Annotated in this window: 14 protein-coding genes, 1 tRNA gene and 1 pseudogene; 6 read left to right on the top strand and 10 right to left on the bottom strand. The window is 69.5% G+C overall.

The annotated features are described in order from the left end of the window. Positions 1 to 12 precede the first annotated feature (12 nt). From rsgA to Rai3103_RS13115, 3 genes are all read right to left on the bottom strand, one after another. Complete coding sequence (gene rsgA / locus Rai3103_RS13105) at positions 13 to 1038, bottom strand: ribosome small subunit-dependent GTPase A (protein ID WP_422396007.1); 1026 nt, start codon at positions 1036 to 1038, stop codon at positions 13 to 15. Beyond that, complete coding sequence (gene aroA / locus Rai3103_RS13110) at positions 1008 to 2327, bottom strand: 3-phosphoshikimate 1-carboxyvinyltransferase (protein WP_228488915.1); 1320 nt, start codon at positions 2325 to 2327, stop codon at positions 1008 to 1010. Before aroA ends, rsgA begins: the two co-directional genes overlap by 31 nt. Positions 2328 to 2402: 75 nt before the next feature. After that, positions 2403 to 2978 carry a DoxX family protein gene (locus Rai3103_RS13115; protein ID WP_153572964.1) on the bottom strand — a complete coding sequence of 192 codons (576 nt, stop codon included), beginning with the start codon at positions 2976 to 2978 and terminating at the stop codon, positions 2403 to 2405. Positions 2979 to 3039: 61 nt separating this feature from the next. Between Rai3103_RS13115 and Rai3103_RS13120 the strand changes: the two genes are divergently transcribed. The 3 genes from Rai3103_RS13120 to Rai3103_RS13130 all read left to right on the top strand — a co-directional run bounded on the left by Rai3103_RS13120 (position 3040) and on the right by Rai3103_RS13130 (position 4988). After that, the gene (locus Rai3103_RS13120) at positions 3040 to 3762 is read left to right on the top strand and encodes an SOS response-associated peptidase (RefSeq protein WP_153572965.1); all 723 of its coding nucleotides are present in this window, start codon (positions 3040 to 3042) and stop codon (positions 3760 to 3762) included. Between the two features lie 141 nt (positions 3763 to 3903). Further along, positions 3904 to 4593: a sigma-70 family RNA polymerase sigma factor gene (locus tag Rai3103_RS13125; protein ID WP_194793139.1), complete on the top strand. Its 690-nt coding sequence runs from the start codon at positions 3904 to 3906 to the stop codon at positions 4591 to 4593. After that, on the top strand, positions 4590 to 4988 hold the full coding sequence (locus Rai3103_RS13130; RefSeq protein WP_153572966.1) for an anti-sigma factor family protein: 399 nt from the start codon (positions 4590 to 4592) through the stop codon (positions 4986 to 4988). Before Rai3103_RS13125 ends, Rai3103_RS13130 begins: the two co-directional genes overlap by 4 nt. A 117-nt stretch (positions 4989 to 5105) precedes the next feature. Here Rai3103_RS13130 and Rai3103_RS19095 read toward each other — a convergent pair whose 3' ends face one another. Further along, positions 5106 to 5180: a 50S ribosomal protein bL37 gene (locus Rai3103_RS19095; protein WP_369797015.1), complete on the bottom strand. Its 75-nt coding sequence runs from the start codon at positions 5178 to 5180 to the stop codon at positions 5106 to 5108. A 177-nt stretch (positions 5181 to 5357) separates the two neighbouring features. Here Rai3103_RS19095 and Rai3103_RS13135 point away from each other — a divergent pair, with 177 nt between their 5' ends. Continuing rightward, positions 5358 to 6821, top strand: a complete 1464-nt coding sequence (locus Rai3103_RS13135; RefSeq protein ID WP_153572967.1) for a sensor histidine kinase — start codon at positions 5358 to 5360, stop codon at positions 6819 to 6821. Positions 6822 to 6875: 54 nt separating this feature from the next. Here Rai3103_RS13135 and Rai3103_RS13140 read toward each other — a convergent pair whose 3' ends face one another. Next, a complete protein-coding gene (locus Rai3103_RS13140) occupies positions 6876 to 7127 on the bottom strand; it encodes a WhiB family transcriptional regulator (protein ID WP_153572968.1) in 252 nt (83 codons plus the stop codon). 231 nt (positions 7128 to 7358) lie between these two features. On the opposite strand from Rai3103_RS13140, the gene Rai3103_RS13145 reads away from it, so the two are divergent. Then, positions 7359 to 7766, top strand: coding sequence for a hypothetical protein (locus Rai3103_RS13145; protein WP_153572969.1), 408 nt, complete (start codon positions 7359 to 7361; stop codon positions 7764 to 7766). Between the two features lie 69 nt (positions 7767 to 7835). On the opposite strand, the gene Rai3103_RS13150 is transcribed toward Rai3103_RS13145, so the two are convergent. The 5 genes and pseudogenes from Rai3103_RS13150 to Rai3103_RS13170 form a co-directional block, all read right to left on the bottom strand. Beyond that, the gene (locus Rai3103_RS13150) at positions 7836 to 8030 is read right to left on the bottom strand and encodes a DUF6104 family protein (protein ID WP_153572970.1); all 195 of its coding nucleotides are present in this window, start codon (positions 8028 to 8030) and stop codon (positions 7836 to 7838) included. 5 nt (positions 8031 to 8035) lie between these two features. Next, a pseudogene (locus Rai3103_RS13155) lies at positions 8036 to 11817 on the bottom strand (multifunctional oxoglutarate decarboxylase/oxoglutarate dehydrogenase thiamine pyrophosphate-binding subunit/dihydrolipoyllysine-residue succinyltransferase subunit). A 242-nt stretch (positions 11818 to 12059) separates the two neighbouring features. Continuing rightward, entirely contained in the window at positions 12060 to 13343 is a 1284-nt protein-coding gene (locus Rai3103_RS13160) for a glycosyltransferase 87 family protein (RefSeq protein WP_194793140.1), read from the bottom strand. A gap of 68 nt (positions 13344 to 13411) precedes the next feature. Beyond that, the gene (locus Rai3103_RS13165; protein ID WP_153572972.1) at positions 13412 to 14701 is read right to left on the bottom strand and encodes a glycosyltransferase 87 family protein; all 1290 of its coding nucleotides are present in this window, start codon (positions 14699 to 14701) and stop codon (positions 13412 to 13414) included. A 93-nt stretch (positions 14702 to 14794) separates the two neighbouring features. Next, a tRNA-Arg gene (locus Rai3103_RS13170) sits at positions 14795 to 14869 on the bottom strand. A gap of 148 nt (positions 14870 to 15017) precedes the next feature. On the opposite strand from Rai3103_RS13170, the gene lysA reads away from it, so the two are divergent. Continuing rightward, complete coding sequence (gene lysA, locus Rai3103_RS13175; RefSeq protein WP_153572973.1) at positions 15018 to 16433, top strand: diaminopimelate decarboxylase; 1416 nt, start codon at positions 15018 to 15020, stop codon at positions 16431 to 16433. The last annotated feature ends 66 nt before the right edge of the window (positions 16434 to 16499 follow it).

Genomic DNA, 16499 nt, shown 5'->3' on the forward strand with positions numbered 1-16499 from the left:
CGTATCGGCCGATCAGCCGCGGTCGTGGCGATGAGCCAGCATGCGCCGGTACGACGCCACCCGCGCCTCGGCCACCGCACCGGCAGCGACCGCGGTGTCGAGGCCGCAGCCGGGCGCCCCGGCCTCGTGGGTACATCCACGGGGGCAGTCCGAGGTGTGCTCGGCCAGGTCCGGGAAGGCCTCGATGATCGACGCGGGGTGGACGTGGGACAGGCCGAAGGAACGGACGCCCGGCGTGTCGATCACCCAACCTGCCCGATCGGGCAGTTCCAGGGCCACGGCCGACGTCGAGGTGTGCCGGCCCCGGCCGGTGACGGCGTTGACGTGGCCGGTCTGCCGCTCGGCCTGCGGGATGAGCCGGTTGACCAGGGTGGACTTGCCCACTCCCGAGTGCCCGACCAGCACGCTCGTGTGGCCGGCCAGTTCCGCCTGCAGCGGTGCCAGGGACGCCTCGGGGTCGATCACCACGACCCGGACACCCAGCGGTTCGTACGCCGCCCGCAACTCGTCGGGGGAGGCCAGGTCGGCCTTGGTCAGGCACAGCAGCGGCTCGAGGCCGGCGTCGAAGCCCGCGACCAGGATGCGGTCGATCATGCCGGTCCGGGGTGGGGGATCGGCCAGGGCAGTGACGATGACGAGCTGGTCCGCGTTGGCGACGATGGGACGTTCGTACGGATCGTCGTCGTCGGCCGTGCGGCGCAGCACGCTGCTCCGCTCGACCACGTCGACGATCCTGGCCAGGGTGCCGGCCTCGCCCGACACGTCGCCGTCGAGGTACACCCGGTCACCGACGATGACCCCCTTGCGGCCGAGGACCCGCGCCTTGGTGGCCACCACCCGGTCCTCACCGCCCTCGACGATGCAGGCGAACCGCCCCCGGTCGATGCCGATGACCCGGCCGATCGGCTTGACCGAGTAGTCCGGCCTGTCCTTGGTGCGGGGACGGCTGCGCCGCCCCGGCCGGTCGAAGCCGGCGTGGTCGTCGGACTGGATCCCGTAGCGGGGGCTCACCGGCCGGTCCCGGTCGCCAGCGACCACCAGGCGGAGGGGAAGCTCGGCATCGTCTTGGACGTGCAGCCGATGTCGTCGATCATCACCCCGGACACCACCAGGCCGAGCAGCGCACCGGCCTGGGCGAGACGATGGTCGGCGTACGCGCCCCACGGGCCGCCGTGCAGCACCGCCGGGCGGAAGACCAAGCCGTCCTCGGTCTGCTCGACATCGGCGCCCATCGACCGGAAGTTGGCCTCCAGAGCGGCGAGCCGGTCGGTCTCGTGGCCGCGGATGTGTCCGACGCCGCGGATCCGGCTGGGGCCCTGGGTAAGCACCCCGAGGGCCGCGACCACCGGGGTGAGTTCACTGGCGTCCGCGAGGTCGACGTCGAAGCCGTCGAGGTCCCAGTGGCCCGGCCCGGTCACGGACAGCGTGCCCGTCCGACCCGCGGGACCAGGCTCCAGATGGACCCGGGCGCCGAGCTGTTCCAGCAGCGGCAGGAGCAGGGCACCCGGCTGGTTGGTCTCCAGCGGCCAGTGCGGGATCCTGACCGTGCCGTCGGTGACCACGGCGGCCGCGAGGAACGGCGCGGCCGTCGAGAGGTCCGGTTCGATCGCGATGTCGCCGGCCCGGACCGGGCCGGGCGCGACGACCCAGTGGGCCGGCTCCGGCTCCTCGATCCGCACGCCGTGCTCGCGCAGGATGTCGATCGTCATCTGGATGTGCGGCAGTGACGGCAGTGTCGGGCCGACGTGCCGCAGGTCGAGGCCGTGGCGGAACCGTGAGCCGCTCAGCAGCAAACCGGAGACGAACTGACTGGAGGCGCTGGAGTCAATGATCACCGGCCCGCCTGGAAGGTCGGGGCGACCGGTGACGGTGAGGGGGATGCCGAAGGCGCCGTCAGGGATCCCCGCACCCAGGTCGATGAGGGCATCGAGCAACGGCCGGATCGGCCGCGCGGACATGGCCTGGTCGCCGTGGACGTACGTCCGCCCCTCGGCCATCGCCGTGATCGGGAGCACGAAGCGAGCGACCGTGCCGGCGAGGCCGCAGTCGATGTCACCCGAGCTGACGAACCGCGCAGGGGGGAGGACGCGCCACACCCCGGCGGCGAGGGGCTGGGCCCCGTCGGATCCGGGCGTCCCGAAGGCTTCACCGCTGGTCGACCCGTAGAGGAAGCTGGTGTGGATCCGTACGCCGAGGGCCCGCAGCGCGTCGCGCATCAACTGCGTGTCGCGAGCGTCGAGGCCGCCGGTGATCGTGGACGGTCCGTCGGAGAGTGCGGCGACCACGAGGGCCCGCGCCGTCGCGGACTTCGATCCGGGGATGACCACCTCGAGGTCCAAGGCATGACGCAGCTTCGGGGCCGCCCAGAATCCCTCGGGGTCAGGGCGTGAGCATCCATGGATTCAGGCTGCAAGGCCGCTCTTCGTCTCCGTCGCGACGGTCCGGATACGCTTGCCGGTGTCCTTGGCGGCTCCCTCGAGGCGCCGCTCGGCCTTCCGGACGGACTTGCGGGCCTTGCGGCCCTTGGCCTCCAGGTGCCCACGGGCGACCCGGGACCGGTAGCCCAGGCTCGGGCGGCCCTCGGTGTCCTGGGCGGCCAGCAGGACGCCTCCGGTCAGCGCGATCCTGGTCAGCAGGTCGGGGTCCTTCAGGGCCTTGCGGCCACCGCCGGCCGTGATCAGGTCCTGCACCGTGAAGGCGGCCAGCGTGAGCGCCCCCCACCGGCGACCGAGCCCGGTGGACAGTCCGATGCCGGCCGCCACCTCGGCAGCGCCGCGGATCCTCGCCCAGGTGATCGCGTCCTCGGGCAGGTGTGACGCGATCGGTTCGGGCGCCACTCGACGCAGGAATGGAGCGACCCGATCCCGGAGCATCGCACCCTGGGCAGTGGTGGAACCTGGGTCGGTGACGCCCTTGACGCCTTGGGAGATGAAGACGCCGGCGAGCATCGTCCGGGCAACCGCGCGCGAAAGAGCCATGTCTCATTCTTACTGCCTCAGCCTCTGGAGGCCAACCGTGGCGCGCGGTTACCGTGGCCGCATGTGCGGGAGATATGCGGCGACGGCCGGGGTGGACGAGCTCGTCGAGGAGTTCGAGATCGTGGAGGTGGGCGACGGGCTGCCGGGCCCGTCCTGGAACGTCGCCCCCACCGATCCCGTTCCCCTGGTCGTGGAGCGGCTCGTCGCCGGAGCGAGCGCGACAAGGCGGCGGCTCGTCGCTGCCCGCTGGGGACTGGTGCCCTCCTGGGCCAAGGACACCCGGGGTGCGGCGCGGCTGATCAACGCAAGGATGGAGACGGTGACCGAGAAGCCGTCGTTCCGCAAGGCCGCGGCCCAGCGGCGGGGACTGCTCCCGGCCGAGGGGTACTACGAGTGGCAGAAGCTTCCGGGCGGACGCAAGCTCCCCACCTTCCTGCACGGGGACAGCGACCGTACGCTCGCGTTCGCCGCGCTGTTCGAGAACTGGCCAGACCCGGCACTCCCGGAGGACCACCCGGCCAAGTGGCTCCGTACGGTCACCATCATCACCACGGCTGCCTCGGATGCCCTCGGGCACATCCATGACCGGACGCCGCTGATCGTCCCGTCCGACCTGCAGCGGGACTGGCTCGACCCGGCGACGACGTCCGAGGCCGACGTGAGAGGTCTCCTCGCCTCGATCCCACCGCCGCGGCTGGTGCCGCGCGTGGTGAGTGACCGGGTGAACGCCGTCCGCAACAACGGGCCCGACCTGATCGAAGCCGTACGGGACGAGCCGTCCTGACCCGTCGGCGAATCTCCGGCGGGAGGGAATAGACCCACCACCGGGATCGTTGCAGAAGGCGTGAGCACAGCCCTTCTCGAACAACCGGTGTCGTGGAGTCTTCCGGCCGCCGGGCTCCCGATGCGGCTAGGCTCGGATCCGATGAGCGAGCCGCATACCGACGACACCGCCGACGAGGCGTCCGCCGCGGATCCGTCCGGGCGTGACATCGTCGAGTCCTCAAGCCGGTCCGAGGTCGATCTGGCGACCGAGACCGTCGAGGAGCGGGCCGCGCGGTTCGAACGCGAAGCGATGCCATACTTGGACCAGTTGTACGGCGCCGCGCTGCGGATGACCCGCAACGCCGCGGATGCTGAGGACGTGGTGCAGGATGCGTACGCCAAGGCCTTCGCGTCGTTCCACCAGTTCCGGCCCGGGACCAACCTGAAGGCGTGGCTCTACCGCATCCTCACCAACAGCTACATCAACACCTACCGCCGTCAGCAGCGGCGCCCGCAGATCAGCGGCGGGGAAGACGTCGAGGACTGGCAGATCGCCCGGGCCGCCGACCACGATTCGACGGGCCTGAAGTCCGCCGAGACAGAGGCACTGGAACTGATCCCGGACGGCGACGTCAGTGACGCGCTGGCGCAGCTGAATCCGGAGCGGCGGCTGGCCATCTACCTCGCGGACGTCGAGGGCTTCTCCTACAAGGAGATCGCCGAGATCATGGGGACCCCGATCGGCACCGTGATGAGCCGGATCAACCGCGGGCGCAAGCAGCTGCGCGACCTGTTGGCGGACTATGCCCACGAGCGGGGCCTGGGCCGCTCCCGGGAGGAAGAATCATGACCACGATGGACTGCCGGGGGAGCAGGGAACTGATCTGTGCCTTCCTCGACGAGGAACTGGACGGCGAGGTAGCTGACGCCGTCCAGGCTCACCTGCTGGAATGCCCCGACTGCGACCAGGTGTTCCGCATCCAGCAGACCATCAAAGGGCTGCTGCACCGCAGCTGCGCCGACGCGACGGTGGCACCCTCGGGCCTGCGTCAACGGGTCTGGGCTGCCGTGATCGCCCAGTGCGGCGCCCCGGTCGACGGGGCGGTGACGATCAACGCCACGCGGACGACGGTCTCGACCACCCAGCGGGACAGCTCCGGCGCCCTGGTCCGTCGTACCACCGTGACCGGTACGGTCGTCCGGGCGACCTACTGGGGACAGTCGGGGTCATCCCCCCGGCAGTGAGCCGACCGACGAGCAACCCTTCGGCGATCAGCCGAACGACGAACCAGCCCCCGGATCTCACGATCACCGGGGGCTGGTGCAGTCCTCAGGCCTGTCGGCCAGGCGTGGGCCTGGCACTCAGGCGTTGGGGCGCTTGCCGTGGTTCGCGCCCTTCTTGCGACGCGCGCGGCGCTTGCGGCCGGTCTTACCCATAGGGGCCTCCCATTGTTGTGCGATGGCATTGGTCGATACAGATCAACACGTCATTTTCGCACGTTCCACCCCCCTGTCGGCAAATCCGTCCCGCCGCGGGGTGTGCGGTCCGCTGGGCGGTCCGTATCCGGGGCGGGAGTGGGCAGGCCGGCCGTGGCGGACGCGTAGGCTGTGCCCATGCCACAGATGTCAACCCTCCTGGCGACGCACACCGATCTGGATCCCAGGGCCGCGGAGTGGTTGCGTTCACTGGTGAACGAGTGGCACCTGCTCGCCGACCTGTCGTTCTCCGACCTGATCCTGTGGGTCCCGGACCGCGATCCGAACCAGATGTGGGCGGTCGCGCAGATCCGGCCCACCACCGGCCCCACGGCGCTGCTTGACGACGTCGTCGGTGACGCCGTCCGGTACGACCCCGATTCGCTGGCACTGCAGGCTTACTGGTCCGCGACGAGCTGCGAGACCAGCGACAACAAGCTGGCCACGGGTATCCCGGTGGACATGCACGCGGTCCCGCTCGAGTATGACGGGAAGGTCATCGCCGTCGTCGAGCAGCACACCAACCAGATGGGCGTACGGGCCAACGGAGCCCTCGAGGACGCCTACATCGCCATCGCCGAGGTCCTGCGGGACATGCTGCTCCGCGGCGAGTTCCCGCTGCCCGGCACCAAGTCACACCCGACCCGCTCGCCCCGGGTCGGCGACGGCCTGATGTGGATAGGACCCGAGGGGGAGTACCGCTACGCCACCCCTAACGCGGTGTCGGCCTACCGTCGGTCGGGCCACCTGGGCGACATCGTCACCGCCACGCCGTTCAGCTTCCGCGAGGAGCTCGGCGGGGAGGACGAGTTGCGACGGCTCATCACCGGCCACGAGGCGGTCGAGCGAGAGGTCACCGTGGAGAGCGTTGCTCTCCGGTTCCGGTTCACGCCGCTGCACGACGCCGACGGAGCCTCCGCCGGCGCCTGTGTGCTGCTTCGCGACATCACCCAGATCCATCGCCTCGACCAGCAGCTGATCACCAAGGACGCGACGATCCGCGAGATCCATCACCGGGTCAAGAACAACCTGCAGACGGTGTCCGCCCTGCTGCGCATGCAGGCCCGCCGCGTCAGCTCCCCGGAGGCCAAGCAGGCCCTGGGAGAGGCGATGTCGCGGGTCGCGTCGATCGCCGCGGTGCACGAGGTCCTGGCCCACTCCTTCGACGAGGACGTCGCTTTCGATGACGTCGCTGATCGGGTCCTCGCGATGGTGGGTGACGTGGCGACCACCACGGGAGCCCCGGCTCGGGTCCGGCGAGAGGGGACCTTCGGCAAGGTCTCCCCGGTCATCGCCACGAACCTCTCCCTGGTGGTGACCGAGCTGTGCCAGAACGCCGTGGAGCACGGCCTCGGGGGAGCGGCCGGGGAAGTCCGGGTCGTGCCCGTCCGCGACGACGGGGAACTCGTGGTGCGCGTGCTGGACGCGGGGCGCGGACTGCCGGAGGAGTTCGACCTGGCAAGGACGACGAGCCTGGGGCTCGGGATCGTGGCGACCCTGGTGGCCGACATGCACGGGACGTTCGCGTTGAGCAATCGCCCCGAGGGTGGGGTCCAGGCCATGGTGAGGGTCCCTGCCCCCGAAGGGGAGTGGAAGGACTGACCGGGGGAACGCGTCGAAGCCCGGACCCTTGGGGCCCAGGCTTCGTCACACGTGTCAGGCGGTGCGCACCCGCGAACGGGCTTTGCGTCGCTTGAAGGCCCGGCGCTCGTCCTCGCTCATCCCGCCCCAGACTCCGTGGTCCTGACCGGCCTCGAGGGCCCAGGCGAGGCACTCCTCGCGGACGGTGCAGCGCTGACAGACCTTTTTCGCTTCCTCGATCTGGAGGAGTGCGGGCCCGGTATTGCCGATGGGGAAGAACAACTCAGGATCTTCGTCCAAGCAGGCAGCCTCGTGGCGCCAATCCATACCGTTTTCCTACTCCCTGATCTGTGAACCGGATACAGCCCCAAGCTTCGCAATGAAACCCGGGCGACACAAGACCCTCATCGAGACGTACCCGGTAGCATCCGTTCCCCGGTGGCTCCGGGAAAAAACCGTGGGATAGTCTAGGAGATTCCTGAGCATTCAACCATAGCTTGTGACCACAATCACTAACTCGTGCTCGGCGCAGTGGCGTGCAGGGCCTACGCTGGTGCGGTGACGTCACCCCTTGCCACTCTCCGTCGTGCCCCCGTCCCGCTGCGGATCGCCGCCGCGCTGGTGGGCATCCAGACCCTCGGCTTCGCCGGTTTCGGTCTGTACGAGCTGGGGCAGCTCGTCGCGGCCCGGATCGTCTCGGGCATGGCGGCGGAGCCACTCGTGCTGGTGGCGTGGGGGCTGGCCCTCGGATGGGGTGCGTACGCCCTGCTGGGTGGCCGCGCGGTGGCACGCGGGCCGGTGCTCGCGGCTCAGCTCATCCAGGTCCCCACGGCGTGGAGCCTTCGCGGCGGGGACACGACCTGGGCCGCGGTCGCGCTGGGGCTCACGTCCTTGGGTGTGATGGTCCTGGTGCTGTTCCCCGCGTCCACCCGCTACCTCGTCGGCCCGCGACCCGAGAGGTCCTGAGCCCGGCGATACAAGCTCGTAGACGACTGGAGGGTCCGTTCCCGCGGGAACGGACCCTCCAGTCGTCTGTCAGTCCTCGCTGACCCCGTCATCGCCTTCGTCGTCGAGGCGTGCCAGCCAGGTGGCCAGCCTCTCCACCGGAGTCTCGAACTCCGGGTGCAGGTCGACGAAGAACCGGAACTGCTCGGCGAGCCACGCGAAGGAGATCTCCTCCTCCCCGCGGCGCGCCTCGAGCTCCTCGATCCCGCGATCGGTGAAGTACACCGGACTCAGCCCCGCGGTGCGAAGGCGGCGTCCATCAGGGCCTGCTCCTCCACGTCGTGGCGCTTCTTGCTGCCGACCGCCGTGGTGGCCGAAGCCGGGCGAGAGATCGCCGGGACCGCGCTCCAGTCGCGGCTCGGGTCCTTGGCGATCAGGTCGGGCAGCATCGCGTAGTGCAGGAACGGCCAGGGGCCCTGGTTGGCCGGCTCGTCCTGGACCCAGCGGATGTCCGACACGTGGCGGTACGGCGCCAGGACCTCGAGCAGCGCCTCGGTGGACAACGGGTACAGCCGCTCCAGCGTCACGATCGCGACCTTGCCGTTCAGCCCCTTCTGCTCACGGGCGTGGACCAGTTCCCAGCGGACCTTGCCGGAGCAGATGATGATCTGCTCGACCTGCGACGGGTCGGTGATCGTGGGGTCGCTCAGGGCGTGCTCCCACTTGCCGCTGGTGAAGTCCTCCGGCATCGACGTCGCGAGCTTGTTGCGCAGCATCGACTTCGGCGTCGGGATGATCAGCGGACGGTGCCAGCCGACGAGGGCGTGCTGGCGCAGCAGATGGAAGTAGTTCGCCGGGGTCGAGGGCTGACACACGGCCAGGTTGTCCTCCGCGCACATCTGCAGCCACCGCTCGATCCGTGCGGAGGAGTGGTCGGCCCCCTGGCCCTCGTAGCCGTGCGGCAGCAGCAGCACCACGCCGGACTTCTGGCCCCACTTGGTGTTGCCCGAGGCGATGAACTCGTCCGAGATGATCTGGCCACCGTCGGCGAAGTCGCCGAACTGGGCCTCCCACATCACCAGGGCGTCGGGCCGGGCGACCGAGTAGCCGTACTCGAAGCCCATCACGGCGTACTCGCTGAGCAGTGAGTTGAAGACGTGGAACTTGCCCTGGTCCTCGGTGAGGTGCTTGAGCGGCACCCAGGCGTCGCCGTTCTCCGCGTCGATCACCGCGGCGAAGCGCTGCGAGAAGGTGCCGCGGCGGGTGTCCTGACCGGTCATCCGGACCGTACGTCCCTCCATCAGCACCGAGCCGATGGCGAGCAGTTCGGCCGTGGCCCAATCGATCGGGCCCTGCATGATCGCGGCCGCGCGCCGCTCCAGCTGGGGGCGGACCTTGCGGTGCGGCGTGAAGCCTTCGGGGTAGTCGACGTACGCATCGGCCATCCGCTTGAGCACCTCGGGGCTGACGGCGGTGCCCTGGACGAACTCCGACTTCTCCGGGTAGTCCGGGGTGGTGGTGTAGGCGGTGTCGGTGCCCTTGTCCTCACGGACCTCGCGGAACACGCTCTCGAGACGCTCGTGGAACCGGTCCATGACCGCTTCGGCGTCCTCGATCGAGATCAGACCGCGGCCGATCAGGGACTCGGCGTAGAGCTTGCGCGCCGAGCGCTTGTTCTCGATCATCCGGTACATCGTCGGCTGGGTGAAGCTCGGGTCGTCGCCCTCGTTGTGCCCGCGACGGCGGTAGCAGACGATGTCGACCACGACATCCTTGTTGAACTCGCGGCGGAACTCGTAGGCGAAGCGGGACGCCCGGACCACGGCCTCGGGGTCGTCACCGTTGACGTGGATGATCGGCACGTCGTAGCCCTTGGCCATGCCCGAGGAGTAGAAGGTCGAGCGGCTGGAGTCGGGCGAGGTGGTGAAGCCGATCTGGTTGTTCACGATCACGTGGATCGTGCCACCGGTCCGGAAGCCGCGCAGCTGCGACATCTGGAAGGTCTCGGCGATGACGCCCTGACCCGCGAACGAGGCGTCGCCATGCAGCAGCACCGGCAGCACCGGGAACTCGTAGCTCCGGTCGAGCATGTCCTGCTTCGCGCGGGCGATGCCCTCGAGGACCGGATCGACGGCCTCCAGGTGCGACGGGTTGGCGGCCACGGAGGCGCGGATGGTCGAGCCGTCCATCGCGGTGAAGGTGCCCTCGGCGCCGAGGTGGTACTTGACGTCGCCCGAGCCCTGCACGGAGCGGGGGTCGAGGTTGCCGTCGAACTCGCGGAAGACCGAGCCGTACGACTTGCCGACGATGTTGGTCAGCACGTTGAGACGACCGCGGTGCGGCATGCCGATGGCGACCTCGTCCAGACCGTCCTGGGCCGCCTGGTCGCAGATCTCGTCCAGGGCGACGATGGTCGACTCGCCACCTTCCAGGGAGAACCGCTTCTGACCGACGTACTTCGTCTGGAGGAAGGTCTCGAAGAGCTCGGCCTCGTTCAGCTTGTCGAGGATCCGCAGGTGCTCTTCGCTGGGGATCTGGGTGTAGCGCCGCTCCACCCGATCCTGGATCCAGCGACGCTGGGCCGGCGACTGCAGGTGCATGTACTCGATGCCGACGGAGCGGGAGTAGGCGTCGCGCATCGTGATGATGATGTCGCGCAGCTTCATGAAACGCTTCTGGTCCGGGCCGAGGCCGCCGACCGCGAAGGAGCGATCCAGGTCCCAGATCGACAGGCCGTGCGACTCCAGCTCCAGGTCGGGGAACGAACGCTGGTGGTACTCCAGCGGATCGATGTCGGCCAGGAAGTGCCCGGAGACCCGGTACGCGTTGATCAGGTCCATCACCCGCGTCTGCTTGGAGATCGCGTCCTCGTGCTGGTGCCCCTTGTCCGCCGTCCACTTGTAGGGGCGTACGGGATGCGCAGCGAGGCGAAGATCTGCTCGTAGAAGTCGTCCCCGCCGAGCAGCAGGTCATGCAGCCGGTTGAGGAACTCGCCGGACTGCGCGCCCTGGATGACCCGGTGGTCGTAGGTAGAGGTGAGGGTGCAGATCTTGCCGACGCCCATCTCCTCGAGGCGCTCGGGGTCGGATCCCTCGAACTCCGGCGGGTAGGCGATGGATCCCATGCCGATGATCGCCGACTGGCCGTTCATCAGGCGCGGCACGGAGTGGTGGGTGCCCATCGGGCCCGGGTTGGTGAGCGAGACCGTCGTGCCGGCGAAGTCGTCGACCGTGAGCTTGTTGGCGCGGCCCTTCTGGACCAGTTCCTCGTACGCGGACCAGAACTGGGCGAAGGAGAGCGTCTCGGCGGCCTTGATGTTCGGCACCAGCAGCTGACGAGTGCCGTCGGGCTTCGGCAGGTCGATCGCCAGGCCGAGGTTGACGTGCGGGTTCTCCACCAGGGTCGGCTTGCCGCCGGTGACGTCATAGGCGTTGTTCATCGCCGGGACGGCCTTGACCGCCTGCACCAGGGCGTACGCGATGACGTGGGTGAAGCTGATCTTGCCGCCGCGGGCCCGACGCAGGTGGTTGTTGATCATCGAGCGCTGGTCGATCAGGAGCTTCATCGGGACAGTGCGCACCGATGTGGCCGTCGGCACGCTCAGGGAGAGGTCCATGTTCTTCGCGGTGCGCATCGGCGCACCCTTCATCACCGTACGGACGGGCTCGTCGGAGCCGGCGTCGGGGCGCAGCGACGGGTTCGGCGGATCGGCCGGCACGCCGGAGTCCTGACCGGCGCGGACCGGGCGCGGACCGGACCGCACCTGGTTGGGACGCTCCACCCGGGAGGACTTCGGCGCGGCGGCGGCCGAGGTCACGGTCGGATCCGAGGCCGCGGCCGGGGTCGACGGCGCGGTGGCAGGCGCTGCCGGCGCGGCGGGCGCCTGTCGAGCGGGCTGGGCGGCGGGGGCCGCAGCCTTGCCGTCACCTCGCTGGGTGAAGAACGCCTGCCAGCTCGCGTCGACCGACGCAGGGTCGGCCTTGAAGCGGTCGAGCATCTCCTCGATGAGCCAGTCGTTGGCTCCGAAAGCTGTGGAGCTGGTGGTGGTCTGTGGTTCGGGCGCGGGGGCCACGGTCGCCTTCTTCCGTCGCGATTCGGTCACTTCATGGGACGGCGCGTGAACGAGTGCTCGCTGCGGGGAGGTCAGGCGACCAGTCCACTGCGATGTGTCCCACATCCGGCATCCCGGACGGACCCGGCGATGCCTCTGCCGATCGTAGCCGAAAGTGACCACTCCGCCATGTGGTGTGCACTGTGAGGGGACAGGCCCACGACGACGTGCCGCACGGTGGAAAGGAGCGCCGTGGTGCCGGGTCAGGAGGCCGTGACGGTGCTGGCGTCCAATGGTTCGGGCGAGGGGTGGGGACGGCCCAACGATGACCAGGCGAGGACGTATGCGAGCACGGTGAAGCCCACCAGGCCGGCGTTACGCACGGTCAGCAGCAGGGTCGCCAGGGTCCGCCCGACGCCCGGTCCCACGTCGACGATCCACTTGTAGGTGAACGGGAAGATGACCTGGGTGCACAGGGCGAGGACCAGCCCGAGCCCGAGCAGCCATCGGTCGCCGGTGCGGTGGCCGCCGCCGACGAGTGTCAGGACCGCCAGCGGGGCGCCCAGCCAGATGACGTACTGGGGGCTGAGTGTCTTGTTCGTCACAATCATGATGCCCACCACGGCGACCATGATCAGAGCCGCGCTGCGCAGATCGTGGCCTCGCGACAGCCAGGCCCGGGTGCCGAGGGCGAGGATGGCCAGACCGCCGGCGACGGTGGCGGCCGAGGCCACCATGAGCATCGTGGGGACGCCCGCTCCGAAGATCTCGAAGGCCTTGTAATCGGAGAAGTGGATCTCGTCGTGCCCGGGACGCAGCGCGAGGTTGAGCATGGCCGGGGTCGCCAGCACCGACTCGATCTGCAGGCCCCGCCCGCTCTGCCAGGCCAGCGGTGACAGGAGCCGCGCGAGGCCGCCCTTCAGCAGGCTCGCCACGAGCAGTGTCAGTCCGGTGAGGGCGAAGCCGACCCAGGTGGCCAGCCGCCGCCGACGTTCCCCCCACAGCGCCGTGATCAGCAGGGCGGGCCAGAGCTTGAGGGCGGCCCCGGCGGCGACGAGGGCTCCGGACACGGCGGGGAAGCGGGACACCAGCAGCAGCGCGCCACCGGCGAAGACCGCGGTGACAAGGTCGAAGCGCGAGAAGATCAACGGGCCGATCAGGAAACTGAAGAGCATCCAGTAGACGGCGGCCGAAGATCGTACGTCTCGTCCGCGGGCCCACAGCCACCCGGTCAGCACAGCGTCGAAGAGCACCATCAGCGTCACGAACGCGGCGAGGTAGACCGCCGGGTCGCTGCCGCTCACCATGTGGGGCACCCGCAGCAGCCACACCACCGGGGTCGGGTACTCGACCAACGTGCGGGCGAGCCAGGTCTGGCGCAACGCGTCGACGTTCGCGAAGTAGTAACCCACGTCGGACCAGACCTTCGGCTGCGCGTACAGCATCACGATCAGGGCCAGACGCGAACCGGCCCACAGCAGGGCCGTGCCTGGGCCGGACCCGAGTGCCGGGAAACGGCCGGGGGTGGGTGATTCGGATCGCGTCACGGAGGGGAGGTTACCGTCGGCACTCTGTGGGCTGTGGTGGGTGACGGTGTGCGGGACGGAGGTGGTCATCAGGCGCCGTCGGACAGCTCGGCGTGTTCCCCGGGCGCCGGCCGGCCGGCCGTCGATCCGAGGGCCGACCAGGCACGCCCGAAGGCCACCACCGTGAAGGCCAGCATGCCGATGTTGCGCAGTGCCAGCACGAGGGTCATCAGGGTGCGTCCGGTGCCCGGTCCCGCTTCGGTGATCCAGCCGTAGAAGCCCGGGTAGATCAACTGGGTCAGCAGGGCGAGCACCAGACCGAGAACCAGCAGGCTGCGGTCCGACCCCCGAGGCCGATCCCCGCGCGTCAGCACCAGCACCGCCAGCGGGCCCCCGAGCCACACCAGGTACTGGGGACTGAAGGTCTTGTTCGTGATGATCATCACGGCGACCACCGCGGTCATCACCAGCGCTCCGGTGTGGACGTCGTAGCCGCGCGAGACCCAGGCACGGGCGCCCAGGGCCAGGATGGCGAGACCTCCCACGAGGGTGGCGACGGAGGCCACGGTCAGCATCGACGCCACCCCTGGGCCGAAGACCTCGTAGGCCTGGTACTGCGAGATCTGGATGACGTAGCGGGCCGGATGCGCGAGCACGTTCACCATCGCCGGGGTGGCCCAGACCGACTCGATCTGGAGTCCGCGTTGCCCTTGCCATGCCAGCGGGGAGATCAACCGGTCCCAGCCCCCGAGCAGGAGGCTGGCTGCCACCAGGGCGACACCGGTGACGCCGAAACCCACCCAGAGCGCCGGTCGGCGGCGCCGGTCGCCGATAAGGCCGGCGACGAGCAGGGCCGGCCACAGCTTGATCGCGGCACCGATCGCGACGAGGCCGCCGGAGACGGCAGGGATCCGGACGGCCAGCAACAGCGCCGCCGCGGCGAGGACCGAGGGGATCAGGTCGAACCGGGTGTAGAGCAGCGGGCCGACCAGGAAGGTGAAGACCATCCAGTAGTAGGCGGCGGCGTGCGATCCCGCTCCGCGACGCCACAGCCAGACGGTCAGGCCGGCGTCGAGCAGCCCCATCATCACCATGAACACCGCTACGTACGCAGTCTGGTCGCCCCCGCCGAGGAGGAACGGCAGTTGCAGCAGCCAGACGACCGGGGTGGGGTACTCCAGGAGCGTTCCGGACAGGCCGGCCTGCGGCAGGTTGGTCACCTTGGTGAAGTAGTAGTAGACGTCCCACCAGACGGTGAGCTCGACGCTGAAGAACAGGGCGAGCATCGTCAGTCGCGATCCCACCCAGAGCAGCCCGGCCGCGACAGCAGGCTCGACCAAGGGGCGGTGGGCGGTGGTCGCGGTCTCGGCTGGAGTCACGGTAGGCAAGGCTACCTGTTCGCTCCCACCTGACGGTGAGGGCGCCGGGACGACGAAGGCCCGGTCGACAGCAGATCGACCGGGCCTTCCCGTTGGCGCCCCCAGTAGGATTCGAACCTACGCTCCCGCCTCCGGAGGGCGGTGCTCTATCCCCTGAGCTATGGGGGCCCGTCACCCTGCCCGGCATCCGCCCGGCTGTGGCAACCCGGAAACTGTAGCACCACCGCAGACCCACCTTCGACCAGGCAAGCCGGTCGAGCGTCCGTCCAGCGTGAAAAAGTGCTTCCTGCGGCGTGTCGCTGGCAGAGTAGACCCCATGACGCACATGCACGTCGCGGGCTCCATCCACGCCGACACCATCGCCCCCGGGCCCCAGTGGCTCCGGCTTCCCGAGGACGTCAATGCCCTCCTGCCGGCCTTGTGGAGCGCGACGGTGGAGCGGGGTCCCGACGGGGTCCTGGCGGTCGGCGGGCTGCCCGTCACCGATATCGCCGCTCGGTGCGGCACGCCGGTGTACGTGCTCGACGAGGTCGACTTCCACCAGCGGGCGCGGGGATTCGTGGAGGCCTTCGCGGGCTGGGACGTCTACTACGCGGGCAAGTCCTTCCTCACCACCGCGGTGGCGGGCTGGGCGGTCGCCGACGGGCTGTTCGTCGACTGCAGCACCGGCGGAGAGTTGACCGTCGCCCTGCGCGGTGGTGTGCCGGGGGAGCGGATCGGCTTGCACGGCAACAACAAGTCGGAGGCCGAGATCGCCATGGCCCTCGATGCGGGGGTCGGCCGGATCATCGTCGATTCGTTCGACGAGATCCGCCGGATCGGCCGCCTGGCCGCGGACCGCGACGTGCGGGCGCGGGTGATGGTGCGGGTGACGACCGGGGTGGAGGCACACACCCACGAGTACATCGCGACGGCGCACGAGGACCAGAAGTTCGGCTTCTCCATCGCCTCCGGGCAGGCCAAGGAGGCGCTGCGCGCCTGCGAGGCCGATCCGCACCTGGACCTCATCGGCATCCACTCGCACATCGGCTCACAGATCTTCGAGACGTACGGGTTCGAGGTCGCCGCGCGCCGGATCATGATGCTGCATGCCGAGGTGGCGCGGGAGTTCGATCGTGAGCTGCCGGAGATGGACCTCGGCGGCGGCTTCGGGATCGCCTACACCTCCCTGGACCAGCCGGAGACACCCGAGCGGCTGGCCGCCGCGCTGCGGGCCATCGTCGAGGAGCAGGCCCATGACCTGTCCGTCCAGGTCCCGCGCATGTCGATCGAGCCCGGCCGGGCCATCGTCGGACCGACGACGATGGCGCTCTACCGCGTCGGGACGGTCAAGCAGGTCGTCCTGGACGGAGGAGCCACCCGTACCTACATCTCGGTCGACGGTGGGATGAGCGACAACATCCGCCCTGCCCTCTACGGGGCGGAGTACTCGGCGACACTGGCCGGGCGCGCCTCGTCCGCCGGGGCCGTGCTGTCGCGCATCGTCGGTAAGCACTGCGAGGGCGGCGACATCCTCGTCCGCGACGAGTTCATGCCCGCTGACATCGCCCCCGGTGACCTGGTCGCGGTGCCGGGGTCCGGCGCCTACAGCCGGGCGATGGCCTCCAACTACAACATGGTGCCGCGTCCGCCCGTGGTGGCGGTGCGCGACGGTGTCCTGCACACCCTGGTCAGGCGGGAGACCATCGACGACCTGCTGGCGCTCGACCTCGGGTACGACCCGGTACCGTGAGACGACCGGATACGGTGAGCCGGGACGATTCCGCGCCGATCCGGCGGAGCACACCGATCCGAAGCA

The organism is Raineyella fluvialis (assembly GCF_009646095.1).
In the GTDB taxonomy this organism is placed as follows: domain Bacteria; phylum Actinomycetota; class Actinomycetes; order Propionibacteriales; family Propionibacteriaceae; genus Raineyella; species Raineyella fluvialis.

Bases quoted from the DNA above. Each gene is read 5' to 3' on its own strand.
- Rai3103_RS13115 (WP_153572964.1), bottom strand. From the start codon at position 2,978: ATGGCTCTTTCGCGCGCGGTTGCCCGGACGATGCTCGCCGGCGTCTTC.
- Rai3103_RS13120 (WP_153572965.1), top strand. From the start codon at position 3,040: ATGTGCGGGAGATATGCGGCGACGGCCGGGGTGGACGAGCTCGTCGAG.
- Rai3103_RS13125 (WP_194793139.1), top strand. From the start codon at position 3,904: ATGAGCGAGCCGCATACCGACGACACCGCCGACGAGGCGTCCGCCGCG.
- Rai3103_RS13130 (WP_153572966.1), top strand. From the start codon at position 4,590: ATGACCACGATGGACTGCCGGGGGAGCAGGGAACTGATCTGTGCCTTC.
- Rai3103_RS13135 (WP_153572967.1), top strand. From the start codon at position 5,358: ATGCCACAGATGTCAACCCTCCTGGCGACGCACACCGATCTGGATCCC.
- Rai3103_RS13140 (WP_153572968.1), bottom strand. From the start codon at position 7,127: ATGGATTGGCGCCACGAGGCTGCCTGCTTGGACGAAGATCCTGAGTTG.
- lysA (WP_153572973.1), top strand. From the start codon at position 15,018: ATGACGCACATGCACGTCGCGGGCTCCATCCACGCCGACACCATCGCC.